This window comes from Candidatus Magnetobacterium casense (assembly GCF_000714715.1).
Lineage (GTDB): Bacteria > Nitrospirota > Thermodesulfovibrionia > Thermodesulfovibrionales > Magnetobacteriaceae > Magnetobacterium > Magnetobacterium casense.
Genome location: NZ_JMFO01000012.1, coordinates 23,447 through 37,436 on the forward strand (window position 1 = coordinate 23,447; position 13,990 = coordinate 37,436).

General features: G+C 50.1%; 9 protein-coding genes. 1 reads left to right on the forward strand and 8 read right to left on the reverse strand.

The window, feature by feature from the left end; all coding sequences use genetic code 11:
- Nucleotides 1-52 precede the first annotated feature (52 nt).
- The 8 genes from Mcas_RS08145 to Mcas_RS08180 form a co-directional block, all read right to left on the reverse strand.
- The gene (locus Mcas_RS08145) at nucleotides 53-1,099 is read right to left on the reverse strand and encodes a deoxyguanosinetriphosphate triphosphohydrolase (protein ID WP_040335036.1); all 1,047 of its coding nucleotides are present in this window, start codon (nucleotides 1,097-1,099) and stop codon (nucleotides 53-55) included.
- A complete protein-coding gene (locus Mcas_RS08150) occupies nucleotides 1,071-2,144 on the reverse strand; it encodes an Rpn family recombination-promoting nuclease/putative transposase (protein WP_052567028.1) in 1,074 nt (357 codons plus the stop codon). Before Mcas_RS08150 ends, Mcas_RS08145 begins: the two co-directional genes overlap by 29 nt.
- Nucleotides 2,145-2,331: 187 nt before the next feature.
- Nucleotides 2,332-2,619 carry an Asp-tRNA(Asn)/Glu-tRNA(Gln) amidotransferase subunit GatC gene (gatC, locus tag Mcas_RS08155; RefSeq protein ID WP_040335037.1) on the reverse strand — a complete coding sequence of 96 codons (288 nt, stop codon included), beginning with the start codon at nucleotides 2,617-2,619 and terminating at the stop codon, nucleotides 2,332-2,334.
- 24 nt (nucleotides 2,620-2,643) lie between these two features.
- Nucleotides 2,644-4,767: a UvrD-helicase domain-containing protein gene (locus tag Mcas_RS08160; protein ID WP_052567029.1), complete on the reverse strand. Its 2,124-nt coding sequence runs from the start codon at nucleotides 4,765-4,767 to the stop codon at nucleotides 2,644-2,646.
- Between the two features lie 23 nt (nucleotides 4,768-4,790).
- On the reverse strand, nucleotides 4,791-6,617 hold the full coding sequence (gene glmS / locus Mcas_RS08165) for a glutamine--fructose-6-phosphate transaminase (isomerizing) (protein WP_040335038.1): 1,827 nt from the start codon (nucleotides 6,615-6,617) through the stop codon (nucleotides 4,791-4,793).
- 60 nt (nucleotides 6,618-6,677) lie between these two features.
- Complete coding sequence (gene glmU, locus Mcas_RS08170; protein ID WP_081853712.1) at nucleotides 6,678-8,093, reverse strand: bifunctional UDP-N-acetylglucosamine diphosphorylase/glucosamine-1-phosphate N-acetyltransferase GlmU; 1,416 nt, start codon at nucleotides 8,091-8,093, stop codon at nucleotides 6,678-6,680.
- 55 nt (nucleotides 8,094-8,148) lie between these two features.
- Nucleotides 8,149-9,225, reverse strand: a complete 1,077-nt coding sequence (locus Mcas_RS08175; RefSeq protein WP_052567031.1) for a S1C family serine protease — start codon at nucleotides 9,223-9,225, stop codon at nucleotides 8,149-8,151.
- Between the two features lie 9 nt (nucleotides 9,226-9,234).
- Complete coding sequence (locus Mcas_RS08180; protein WP_040335039.1) at nucleotides 9,235-9,984, reverse strand: YebC/PmpR family DNA-binding transcriptional regulator; 750 nt, start codon at nucleotides 9,982-9,984, stop codon at nucleotides 9,235-9,237.
- A 188-nt stretch (nucleotides 9,985-10,172) separates the two neighbouring features.
- Here Mcas_RS08180 and Mcas_RS16605 point away from each other — a divergent pair, with 188 nt between their 5' ends.
- The gene (locus Mcas_RS16605; RefSeq protein ID WP_052567032.1) at nucleotides 10,173-13,820 is read left to right on the forward strand and encodes a PAS domain S-box protein; all 3,648 of its coding nucleotides are present in this window, start codon (nucleotides 10,173-10,175) and stop codon (nucleotides 13,818-13,820) included.
- Nucleotides 13,821-13,990 lie beyond the last annotated feature (170 nt).

The window sequence follows — 13,990 nt, forward strand, 5'->3', positions numbered from 1 at the left end:
AGCCGCCCCTTTCTTTCTTTGTATCGCATGCAATCGAAACGCTCTATACAGTTCATCGTTGTTGAAAGCCAGTCCAGCGTTGTGGGATAAATATCTGTTCGTATGTCATCAGGGCAAAGGTATCCGTCATACCTGCAATGAAGTCGCACACCATCTGGTTGAGGTCTGAGCCGCTCTCCTGCGGGACCTGACCTACGACCAATTCAGGGTGGGCGATGTAATAATCATATAGGTTCTTGAGGATATACCTGGCCTTGTTGAACTCCGACCTCAGAAAATCACTCTCATAGACTCGCTCGTATAGAAACCCCCTCAGCAACTCAACGGCATGAAGTACCTCATCAGACATCTTCAGGCGTTGCAGGTCTACAGAAAGGGTGTTGCAGACAATGTCCCTGACCATCGTGTCTATCCTTTTGGAGTGTCTGTTGCCGAGGATGGCAACGACTTCGTGGGGGATATCAGCCTCTGTGATTGCTTCTGCCCTTAGGGCGTCATCGAGGTCGTGGTTTACGTAGGCTATGACGTCGGAGACGCGTACGATCTGGCCTTCGAGGGTTTCGGCGCCTTCGCCTGCGTCTGCCGGAAGGATGTTACCCTTGCCCTTTGAGTGCTTTATGATGCCGTTGCGCACCTCATAGGTGAGGTTGAGGCCGCTGCCATTTTTCTCAAGGAAGTCCACGACCCTCAGACTCTGAACGTAGTGGTCAAAGCCGTCCTTGTGCAGTTCCCTCAGCACGGCCTCTCCGGCGTGTCCAAAGGGGGTGTGTCCCAGGTCGTGTCCCAGGGCTACTGCTTCGGTGAGGTCTTCGTTCAGACGCAGGGCACGGGCAATGGTGCGTGATATCTGCGCTACCTCCAGGACGTGGGTCAGGCGGGTGCGGTAGTGGTCCCCGCTCGGGGCAAGGAATACCTGCGTCTTGTGCTTGAGGCGCCGAAACGACTTCGAGTGGATTATCCTGTCCCGGTCACGCTGGAAACACGTTCGGATATCGCCCTCGGCCTCCTGCACTCGTCTGCCCTTGCTGTTGACACTCAGGCAGGCACGGTTGTGCAGATATTGGCGCTCCCTAGCTTCTATCTCCTGCCGTATCGTCATTGAAGAAAAAAAATCCCCTTAGCTCATCAAGCGTTTTAGACGTCTTGAGCAACACCTTAAACTCTTCCAGCTTTTCAACAGACCTCAACTCTTTTACATGTACCATTATCTCCAATCCGGCAGTACCGTACTTGATCTCCAACATCCCTTCTATACCCTCGAGCAATCCCTCAAGCTTGCCTTCAGCCTTGCCTTCAGCCTTGCCTTCAGCCTTGCCTTCAGCCTTGCCTTCAGCCTTGCCTTCAGCCTTGCCTTCAGCCTTGCCTTTTATAATTCCTTTTATAATTCCTTTTATCATTCCCTGACGTTCACCTTCGAGCTGTCCTTTAATACGGGCATTCTCCTCTGCGTATTCTATGGCGCCTTTGCTAATCTGCATTTTGATCTGCCAATATTCATATACCTCGAATTCTTCTTTGTCCCACGTACTCTCGTTTGCTATCTCATAGGCATCTTTTATCTCTGCGAAATCTGCACACTTGGGTACCATATCCAGATAATTGGCATTTTTTATGAAAAACACCCACTTCTCTACTATATTCGCTACCTCATTCTCTTTCTTTTTGAACTTGGGCAGCTCTATAAAATTAAACTCAAGGTCGTCCAATTCGTTTTTATATGTCTCTGTATTTAAAATTAAATGCCTTGTTAAATAATTATCTCCTTCAAAAATCTGAAAGTCAACTATCCCTATGTAGATAACTTTATTTAACTGGGAATAATTCTCTCCCTTACCTAACTGATTAATATATGCCTTGCTTGTATAATAAAGTACCCTTTTAGCAAAGCCCTTCTCCCTTTGAACCTGTATCTCTATTATAAACGTTACACCCCTCTTGTCTACGGCCCTTATGTCTAACACCGTGTGCTTCAGCTCATCTATCTTAGGTGCCTGATAAGGGCTAAGTATAGTTATTTCAGCAATCTCCATATTCCCGTTAAGACCTAATACGGCATTTAAAAAAGATATGAGTATATCCTTCCTGGCTTCATTGCCAAATATCCTCTTAAAAGCGATATCGCTCTTTACATCTACAAATCTCATAGTCTTATTTTAACATATCATCAAGACTTTGTGTGCAGGCAACTAACGGCAATAAATAAACACGCTGTTTTTACACAACATTTACCGTGAAAATGCATCCTCTTAAAAAAGCATGGTAAAATGGGGTCAAGGGGACTGGTCCCCTTGCGGGGGGTTCTGAAGGGGGGCGGAGCCGCCCCTTTCTTTATTATTCTATGATCTTTGGCACACGGTAGAAGTCTCCGGCCCTGTCGGGGGCATTTGCCAGGGCGTCATCGAGGGCAATGGATTGCTGCAGGGTGTCGTCGCGGAAGATGTTCTGCAGGGGGATGACGTGAGATGTGGGGGTGACATCGACGGTGTCCAGTTCGTTGAGCTTGTTTACGTACAGGAGGATGTCGTTGAGTTGATTGCCAAAGAGCTCTTTCTCTTCTTCCGTCAGACTCAGGCGAGACAGGGCTGCTATATGTTGTACGTCTTTGTGCGATATCGTCATGAGATGCTCCTTACATTCATAAGATTATATGCGTTCGAGGTTGGCATACTTCAGGGCCAGACGCTTGATGCCAACGGTTGGGAAGCTGACGGTTACCTTTATGTCGTTTTCCTCGCCATAGCATTCACGGATGATCCCTATGCCCCACTTGGGATGCCTGACACGGCAGCCCGTGTTATAGGGGAACTCCGTCGCTGGGGGCTTATCGATTTGAAATTTTGTGGAGATGTTTGCAGGGATTGGTTTTTTCTCTACCCAGAAGCAGCAGTCCTTGGGGATGTCGTTGAGGAATCTCGAGGGTTCCTGGTCCTGGAACTTTGTGTAGAGGCGTCTGCGTTTGGCTCCGGTCATAAACAGGATGTCCTTTGCCCTGGTCATTCCCATGTAGAACAGGCGTCTTTCTTCGTTGAGTTCCTCGGTGGTTTCGGTTGCCTTGAAGTAGGGCAGGAGGCCATCCTCCAGACCGGTTATGAACACTATCGAAAACTCAAGCCCCTTGACGTTGTGCAGGGTGGTCAGTGAGACATGCCCTCTGGTTACCACGTCGTCATTGAAGGTCGTAAGAGAGACGGTGTCAAGGAATAGCTCCAGGGGGGCCGTGCCATGCAGATACATCAGTTCCGATATGTTGTTGAGGCAGACCTCATCGAGTTTCTCTATGTAGCCGGTATGGGTGCCAATCAGCTTGATTGCATCATTGAGGGTGTTCAGTGGCGCATTTGAGATGGCCTCGAGGGTGTCTAGCAGTTTGGTGAGTCGCTCACGAGCTGTGGCACTGAGACCCTTTGAGGCAGTTAGTTGACGCATTGCCCTGTATATGCTTATGCCTTGACGTTTTGACTCGTTTTCAAGCCTGGTTATCGTGCTTAACCCTATGGCCCGTGATGACAGGCTCATTACGCGACGCATGCTTACGTTATCGTCCTTGTTGACAATCAGCTTGAGATAGGCAATGAGGTCCTTTATTTCCTTTTTTTGATAAAAGCAGGCAGCCCCTATTATCTTAAACGGTATTCTTTCGTTTCTGAGTGCCTCCTCAAGGACACGACACTGGAGGTTTACACGGTAGAGGATGGCCATGTCTTCATATGAGCAACTGCCCTTGAGATACATGTCTTTGATGTTTTTGGCGACGTACTTGGCCTCCTCCTCCTCTGACATAAACCAGTAGTGACAGACCTTTTCGCCAATCCCCCTGTCGGTCCACAGGTCCTCTGAGGGGGGACAGTGGCTGTTGACAATGACGCTGTGTGAGACGCGGAGGATGTTTTCGGTACTCCGGTAGTTTTGTGTCAGGTTTATTATAGCGGTGGAAGGAAAGTCTGCTTCAAATTTGGTCAGGACGTTTTCATTTTCGCCACCCCTCATCTTATAGATGCTCTGGTCATAGTCACCGGCAACGAGTATGTTTGCCGCCGCACCACCCAGGAGCTTGAGAAACTGATATTGTGCAAAGTTAGTATCCTGGAACTCATCAACCAGGATGTAAGACAACTGTTGTTGATAGTGTTGCAGTACCTGGGGGTGTTCCTGGAAGAGTTTTATGGTGTATATGATCAGGTCGTCAAAGTCCATGGCGTTGGAGCGTCTCATCTCATCCTGGTAACGGACATAGACCTTGAGTAGTTTTTCGTCGAAGTCAAAGTTACTGGAACTGGAGGCCAGTTCATCGGGCAGCACCAGCGTAGACTTAAAGCACCCGATCTTTGTGACAATTCCGCGATAGAGGGCCTCGTAGAGCTTCATGTCGTTGAGGATGTGTCGGATGAGCTTACACTGGTCGTCGGCGTCGTAGATAACAAAGGTGTCTTTTAGTTCTGTAAGTTTTTGTTCCTTTCTCAGTATCCTGTTGCACAGTGAATAGAACGTACCGATCCAGGAGGCGCTGAGGTCTTGTGAAAGCAGATACGTGATTCGTTCTCTCATATCCATAGCGGCCTTGTTGTTAAAGGTCACTGCCATTATTGATCCGTATTTTTCCTTGTCTAATGAATAGAGATAAGCATACTTATAAGTCAATAGCTGTGTCTTACCACTGCCGGCCCCGCCCAATACCAGCACAGGGGTATTGATTTGCTCCAATGCTGCCCTTTGTTGCCGATTAAGCGTATTTAACAAGAGATGTTCAGGCAAAAGATTTTCAGGCATTACTTAACTCCTTGCATAATGGTTCATTCTACAGTGACGCTTTTTGCGAGATTTCTTGGCTGGTCTACGTCGCATCCCTTTATGACTGCCACGTGATAGGCCAGCAACTGCATAGGGACTGACATTATCACCGGATTAAGAAACACGTTTGAGGATGGTACCAGCAGGAACAGGTCCGCTAACTGTCTCACTGCCGGCTCATCGCTGTTTGAGACCACCACAGTCTTGCCGCCACGGGACTTAACCTCTTGTATGTTGGAGATGATCTTTTCGTATAACGCACCCTTTGATACCAGGATCACAACGGGGAGGTTTTCATCTATCAGGGCAATGGGGCCGTGTTTCATCTCTCCAGCCGGATAGCCCTCGGCATGGATGTAGGATATCTCCTTTAATTTCAGTGCCCCTTCCAGTGCTATAGGATAGAGGATACCCCTGCCCAGAAACAGGAATCCGCCTGCCTTGGATATCGTGCGTGCCATGTGTTCGATTTCGTGGTCGGACATCAGCACCTCTTCCAGGAGCGATGGCAGCGACAACAGGTCGTTTATCAGTTCAGCGGTATTGACCGCCGCCGGATTTCTGTTGCTTAGTCCCACAGCCAGCAGGTACAACGATACCAGTTGTGTGACAAAGGCCTTGGTCGATGCCACGCCGATCTCAGGGCCTGAGTGCGTGTAGAAGACGAAGTCCGCATCCCGTGCCGCTGTACTGCCAACGACGTTACAGATGGTCAGGGTTTTGGCCCCGGCTCGTTTGGCTTCTTTCATGGCGGCGAGCGTGTCTGCCGTCTCACCGGACTGCGTGATACTGATAAAGAGGGTCTTGGCGTCAACGAGCGGTTGCCGGTATCTGAACTCCGAGGCGATGTCAACCTCCACCGGGATGCGGCAGAGTTGTTCGATCATGTACTTGCCGCAGAGGGCTGCGTGCCAGGAGGTGCCACAGGCCGTTATGCAGACCTTACTGATGCCGGATGTGAAATCCCGGTCAAAGCCGAACTCATAGAGGTTTGCCTCTGCGCGCTGGACGTTGACACGACCCGTTATCGTATCGGTGATTGCACGTGGTTGTTCGTATATTTCTTTGAGCATGAAGTGTCGGTAGCCGCCCTTTTCTGCCATCGAAGGCGACCACGTTATTGTCGTAGGTTTTTTGTATATGGCCTCCGAGCCGCTGTTGTTGAAGATCACACCTTCACGTGTCAGTATGGCCAGTTCGGAGTCGTCCATAAAGATCACATCACGGGTGTAGCTCAAAAAGGCCGGCACGTCAGAGGCAGCAAAGAACTCATCCTGACCAAGGCCAATCACAAGCGGGCTGTCCTTTTTGGCACAGATTATCTTGTCAGGTTCTTGTTTGTTAAGCACGCAGATGGCATAGGAGCCTCGTATCTGCTTGATTGCCGTGGATACGGCCTCCACAAACGGGTACCCTTCGGCGTAGTATCGGGCTATCAGGTGGCAGATAACCTCCGTGTCTGTATCGGAACTGAAGCGGACGCCTTTTTTTAACATGTCTGTCTTGAGTTCCATGAAGTTCTCTATGATCCCGTTGTGGACCAACGCTATGCCATCAACCATGTGCGGGTGTGCATTGTTTTCAGAGGGGCTGCCGTGAGTAGCCCAGCGCGTGTGACCGATGCCGGTGTTACTCTTGCCCTGGACGTCTCCTATCTTGTTGACCAGCTCGCCTATCTTGCCCTTGCAGCGCACGATGTTCAACGCCGCAGAGTCATCCATAAAAGCTATCCCCGCTGAGTCATACCCTCTGTATTCGAGTTTCTTCAGGCCATCAAGGATTAATTCTATTGCGTTGTTCCTGCCTGTGTATCCAATTATTCCACACATATCTTCGTTCCTTTACCACTGTTATGGGTTTCTTCGGACATCTTTCATCCTAATGATTTGTTAATTTATTTTTTCAACATTGGGGTGTTGCATCGCCTTTTGTTGCACAAGGTTCTTTTTGGCTGCCCACTGATGTATGTTTTTCTGCCTGCCCCTGGCAACGGCAAGTGCATCATCCGGCACGTCGATGGTGATGGTTGAACCTGCGCCTACAAAGGCGTTTTCTCCTACCGTCACGGGCGCCACAAGCTCTGTACCACTGCCGATAAACACGTTGTCTTTGATTACCGTCCTGTGTTTCTTTTTGCCATCATAGTTGCAGGTTATAGTCCCCGCTCCAATGTTCACGTCCCTGCCTAGCTGCGAGTCTCCGATATAGCTCAGGTGCGACACCTTGGTGTTGGCTCCGACTGTGGAGTTTTTTATCTCAACAAAGTTACCGACCTTTGCCTTGATTCCAACCACCGAACCCGGCCGTAAGTGTGCAAACGGTCCGATTGTTGCCTGTGCCTCTATCTCTGAGTTTTCAATTACGCTCGAGTTCTTTATTATAACATTATCACCGACAATCGTGTCTATAATAATCACTCCGGGATATATTGTACACCCCTGACCGATCTCCGTATGCCCCTCCAGGATAACGTCAGGGTAGATGACCGTATCCATTCCAATGACCACATCGGGGGAAATCAGGATTGAGTCTATGTTCATCAGTGTCACCCCCTCGGCCATCCACCGTGCGGCAAGCCTCTGCTGCAGGAGCATCTGTGCCGCAAGCAGGTCTGCCCTGCTGTTGACACCAACAAACTCGGCCTCCTCTGCCATCAAGGCGGCCTCAACCCGTAAACCGGCTGAATTGCAGATGGCAACGATGTCGGTTAGGTAGAACTCGCCCTTTTTGGGGTTGCGTTCGATCTTGTCCAGGTATGACAGCGCCGTCCTTTCAAAGACGTATATGCCACTGTTTACCTCGGTGATTGTCTTTTCCTGGTCTGATGCGTCGTTTTCCTCTATTATGCCGGCTATGGTGCCATCGGGGTTTCTCTTTATCCGTCCGTATGAGCCGGGGATAGCGGCATTGAAGGTGATGAGGGTCAGGGCGTTATTGTGTGTAATGTGTTGCCCGATGAGGGCCTCCAGGGTTTCCGGCCTGATTAGTGGCACGTCTCCGGCAAGTACGAGCAGGTAGTCAAAATTCCCTCCGTTGACAATCAGAGCAGACTTAAGCGCATCTGCCGTGCCAAGTGGGGGATTTTGCCAGGCGATTGATGTTCCTGTGCCCTTGTACAGCGGCACGAGTGCCTCCGTGTGGGGGGATACCACGATGAGCGTTTTGTCTATGGCGTCTACGCCGTTTATGGCATCCGTTATGTAGTTTATTATGGGTTTACCCAGTATCTTATGGAGAACCTTGGGGGTGTTGGATTTCATTCGCTTCCCTAACCCCGCTGCCAGTACTACTGCATCAATTTTCATCCTGTGCCTCTCTTTGCTGTTATGATGTCTTGGTTGCTGTAATCAAAAAGGATGTTTACGACCTGAGTTCCACTTTACAATTGACCGTTATAATGCCCTTGCCCCTGAGAATTCTTATCGGTACGCTCTTACTGTTGCCGGCAGCAGACAGTGCCTTTGCTATGTCCTGCATCGATGACACCTTGATTTCATTGACCTCGAGTATGACATCGCCTCCGAGGTAGATCACCGTGTCGCTGATCTCAACCGCCTTAAAGCCGCCCTTGATACCTGCCCTGTGTGCCGGGCTTCCCTTGATCACCTGTGAGACGAGTATGCCGTTGTCTACGGGCAGTTCCAGCGCACGAGCCAGTTTCTCCCACAACGGTACTCCCACGATACCGATCCAGGGTTTTTTAACCTTGCCGTACTTGATGAGGTCTGGTACGAGCGCCTTGGCCGTATTGATCGGGACGGCAAAACCGATCCCCACGCTGCCCCCCGATGGTGTAAAGATGGCGCTGTTGATACCGATCATCCTGCCGCTGGTATCGATCAGCGGACCGCCGGAGTTGCCCGGGTTGATTGGCGTATCGGTCTGGATGACGTTTTCCATGACCCTGCCACGGCCCGTAGTCAGAGGGCGACTCAGGGCGCTTATTATCCCCGTCGTCAGCGTTGAGTGTAGCCCAAAGGGGTTGCCTATGGCATAGACCCGCTGACCGACCTGGAGTTCGTCGGAGTTGCCAAGTTCCACGGCCTTAAACGATGCGGGGCTATCGCTTATGATTTTTATTACGGCAATGTCGTTATCGGGGTCTGCGCCTATGAACTTGGCGCGGTACTTCTTGCCGTCTGTCATTGTGATGTTTATTTCGGAGGCATCCTCTATGACGTGGGCGTTGGTAAGGACGTAGCCGTCGGGGCTGATGATGGAGCCGGAACCAGAACCCTTTTGAGGATAGATGGAAAAAAAGTCTTTTATTAACGTTGTTGTGGTAATATTGACAACCGAAGGGCTGTTTTGCTTGTATACTGTGACGTTGGTTTCTTCTTCCGGTGTCAGCCGACCACTGGCCTGTGATTGTTCGCATACGGACAATGTGACAAGCGGTAAAAAGATAACCGCCAACAGTATGGTTCTTACGCTCATGGGTTCAAACTATGCATCCGTCATCATGTCATCGGGCAGTTCGAAGTTTGCGTAGACGTTCTGCACGTCGTCGAGGTCTTCGAGGGCGTCTATGATTTTCATGTTTTGTTGCAGTGTGGCGGGATCGACGTTTATATACGTGTTTGGGATCATGGTGATCTCACCGGAGGCGATTTTGATCCTGGCTTGTTCAAGGGCGGTTCTGACCTGCGCAAAGTCCTCTATGTGGGTGATGACGCCGTAGTGTTCTTCCTTTGGGTCATTTTTGACGTCGTCCACGCCGGCGTCAAGGACGATGCCCAGGAGTGAGTCTTCGCTGATTAGCTTTTTTTCGACCTCTATGTAGCCCCTCTTTTTGAACATCCACGCCACGCATCCGGACTCTCCGAGCGTGCCGCCGTTTTTCGTCAGGATGTGTCTGATCTCTCCGACGACCATGTTTTTATTGTCGGTGAGGACCTCGATTAGTATGGCAACCCCGCCGGGACCATAGCCCTCGTAGATGATGTCCTCGTAGTTTTGTCCGGACAACTCCCCCGCGCCCTTTTGGATGGCACGCTTGACGTTATCCACGGGCATGTTTGCCATCTTTGCCTTTTCAACTGCGGTGCGCAGTCTGGCGTTGCCGTCAGGGTCTGGGCCACCCATCTTGGCCGCTATGGATATCTCCTTGACTATCTTGGAGAATACCTTCCCACGCTTTGAGTCCGTCGTTGCCTTTTTACGCTTTATTTGTGCCCACTTTGAATGCCCTGCCATTGCAAATCCCCCCGTCCTAATGCCTGTAAATATTTAACCGGCTATAATTACCCAATCGCCTATAAAAAATGTTCATCCTGTATTTTATCACACCACCCAAAAAAAATAAAGGGCACAAAGAAGAAAGGACGCATCCGAATCAGTATATATCTTTTTAATAAAAGCCAATATGGTATAATACAAGTATAATGGAAGCAACAGCAGAGGAACTGTTTGAGCTGGCAGCCAGTGGTATAGCCATAGTTGGGTTGGATGGCCGATGGCAGAGGGTCAATCGGAGCCTGTGCCGGATGCTTGGCTATACATCGCAGGAGATGCTCGCTATGAACTTCCAGAGCATCACCCACCCCGACGATATGGAGGTTTCACTGGAGTATGCAAAGTGCGTCTTTGACGAGAGCGTACATACCATCAACTTTGAAAAGAGATACGTCCACAAGGATGGCCATGCCATCTGGGTTGAGCTAAACATCGCTGTAGTCAGGGATGCACAGAACCAACCCTCTTACTTTATAACCCAGGTACAGGATATCACCAGGCACAAGATGGCAAGAGAGGCGCTTTCAGAGAGCGAAAGGCGCTACCGCCAATTGGTGGAGATATCCCCCGACGCCATTGTTGTCCAGTGCAGTGGTATTATCGAGTTTGTCAATCCTGCCGGTATACAACTGCTTGGGGCTGCGCACGTTAACGTGTTTATCGGACAATCCCTCATGGACTTCGTCTATCCGCAATACAAGGAAGCGCTCCGTCAGCAGTTGCAGGAGGTCAACCAATGCCTCCGGCAGACTCTGCCGGTACAACTGCGCCTGATCAAGTTAGACGGTACCACCCTGTACGTTGAGGCCACATCTGCAGCCTTTCAGTACAACGATAGCTCTTGTACGCTTACCGTTATGCACGACATCACTCAACACAAATATGCCGAAATGGCCACGCGCAGGTCCGAAGAACTCTATCGCACAATGGTGAGCAACTTCCCAAACGGTGCCGTCCTGCTCTTTGACAAACAGATGACCCTTAGCGTTGTCGATGGTCTGGGATTAAAGGACATGGGATATTCAAAAGAGAGCATGGAGGGTAAAAGCATCTGGGATGTCTTCCCTACCGATATATCCACCAGGTTGATGCCTAACTTTCGTGCTGCCCTGACAGGCAGGCCATCGCTCTCTGAACTGAACATCGGACAGCGCGTGTATCAGGTACGCACAATCCCCGTGAGAAACGAGTCAGGTGAAATCTACGCCGGTACGGCCGTGGCACAGGACATCACCGATCGCAAGAAAATGGAGGAGTCCCTCAGAAAGGCACACGAAGAACTCGAAATAAAGGTCAAAGAACGCACGGCAGACCTGTTGTTTGCAAACGTTGCCCTCAAAAAAGAGATACAGGAGCGCAAACAGGTACAGGAGGCACTCGATGCGGAACGCAAGAGACTTTTCGGCGTACTTGACCTCCTGCCGGTCATCGTCTCATTGCACGGGCATGACTACAAGATACACTTTGCCAACAGGTATTTTAAGGAACACTTCGGAGACCCACAGACAGGGGCATGTTATCAGGTGATCCGACAGCAGGAGGAAGTATGTCATGAGTGTATCCCCATGTGGGTATTAAAGACCAATGTCCCTGAACAGTGGCAGTGGACCAGACCCGGCACGGCCAGGGTATACAATATGTACAACTATCCCTTCACAGATGTCGATGGCTCCCCGCTGGTGCTTAAGCTCGGCGTTGACATAACGGACATACACATGGCCGAAGAGCAGATATCACGTCTGAATCGTGTCTATCACGTACTGAGCAGCATAAACGAGGCCATAGTACGTATCAGGGACAGGGATGCGTTATTTCATCAGACATGCAAAATTGCCGTTGACCATGGAGCCTTCAGACTGGTGTGGATTGGACTGTTTGACCAACAGCACAGCAATATCACACCCGTTGCCTGTTTTGGCACCTCCTGCATTGACATGGAACGGATCAAGATGACAAACAAAAACATCATGCGCGGATGCAATATCCTCTGGCAGAACATCCTGGCAGGTATGAACTTCATCTGCAACGATATACAGAACAACGAGTGTGTTCGCATACAGAAGTACGAGGCCATTGAGCGTGGGTACAATTCCATGGCGGCATTTCCGCTTAAAATTGAGGGCAATATAACAGGGGCCATCATGCTGTACTCAAGCGAACGCCAATTTTTCAAGGACAAGGAGGTTCAACTGCTTTCTCAACTGGCTGAGGACATCTCCTTTGCCCTGGAGTTCATGGACAAGGAGCAACGCAACAGGGAGGCCAATGAGGTTATACGCAAACTGTCTCAGGCCGTACAGCAAAGCCCCATCACCGTCATTATCACGGACACGCATGGGATCATAGAGTACGTAAATTCGAAGTTTACCGAAACCACAGGCTATACATCAGCGGAGGTTATAGGCCGGGAGGCAGACATTTTCCTGGGCACTCCCATGTATGAGCGTGGCTTCGTCTGGGCCACCATAGAGGCCGGCGGACAGTGGCATGGGGTCTTGCACAACAGGCGTAAGAATGGCGACGTCTTCTATGAACAGGCCACCATCACTTCCATAAAGGACCACGAGGGGGACATAACCCACTTTCTTGCCGTAAAAGAGGACATCACTGAGCACAAAAAACTGGAAGAACAACTCCGTCAATCACAAAAAATGGAGGCCATAGGGCAACTGGCTGGTGGTGTTGCACATGACTTCAATAACATACTCTCTGCCATTATCGGTTACGGGTATGTGCTGCAGTTGAAGCTCAAGGATAACGACCCCATACGGGCGTATGCCGACCAGATACTGACCGCGGCAGAGCGTGCCGTCAAGTTGATCAAGAGCCTGCTGACCTTCAGCCGCAAGGAGCACTTGCAGACCGAACCCGTGGATATTAACGAGGTGATCAGGGCATCTCATAAGATGCTCTCCAGGCTGATAGGTGAGGACGTGGAGTTTGTGACGCGGCTCTTTGATGAGGAGCTTGTCATCATGGCCGATACCAATCAGTTGACGCAGGTCCTTATGAACTTTGCCACAAACGCCAGGGATGCCATGCCGCACGGGGGGATGTTCACCATAAGCACTGATATTGCAGAACTGGATAAGGCATTCTTCAACTCACATGGCTATGGCAGCGCGGGCAGGTATGCGCTAATGACCGTCTCGGACACCGGCTCGGGGATGAGTGATGAGGTCAAGGACAAGCTGTTTGAGCCGTTTTTTACAACCAAGCCACCCGGCAAGGGTACGGGGCTGGGGCTTTCCATCGTCTATGGCATAGTGAAGCAGCACGGGGGGTACATAACCGTATATTCTCATCCCTCTATGGGGGTTACGTTCAAGGTGTATTTTCCGCTGGTTGAGGCCTGTATTGCAAGTCATCAGAGGGCTGTTGAGCAGTTTCCGGTAAAAGCTCGGGGGTATCAGGAAGCAGGAAAGACCATGGAGACGATACTCGTTGCCGAGGACGATGCAGAGTTCAGGCGAATATTAAGGGAAATCCTACAGGACGTCAGCTACAACGTGATTGAGGCCATAGACGGCACAGATGCCGTAGAGAAGTTCACGACAACCAAGGGCGATATCGATCTGCTCATATTTGATGTCATCATGCCACGGAAAAACGGCATAAGTGCATACGAGGAGATAAGTGCGCTAAGACCCGATATAAAGGCCCTATTTCTCAGCGGTTACACCTACGACGTTATATTACAAAAGGGCATCATAGACAAGACCCACCACTTCATATCAAAGCCCGTCTCCCCCAAAGACCTGCTGAAAAAGGTCAGAGAAGTACTAGATTCCCCCTGAAGAACAACAAGGAAGGCACGTATCCTCTTTAAAAAGTACGGTAAATTAACTTCATGGCTTAAAGACATGGATTCCTGCTTTCGCAGGAATGACAGTTACAGCCGTTTTCCAAGTGTGTCATTCCTGGCTTGACCAGGAATCCAGGATGCGTAAAAGTATAGTCACCGTGA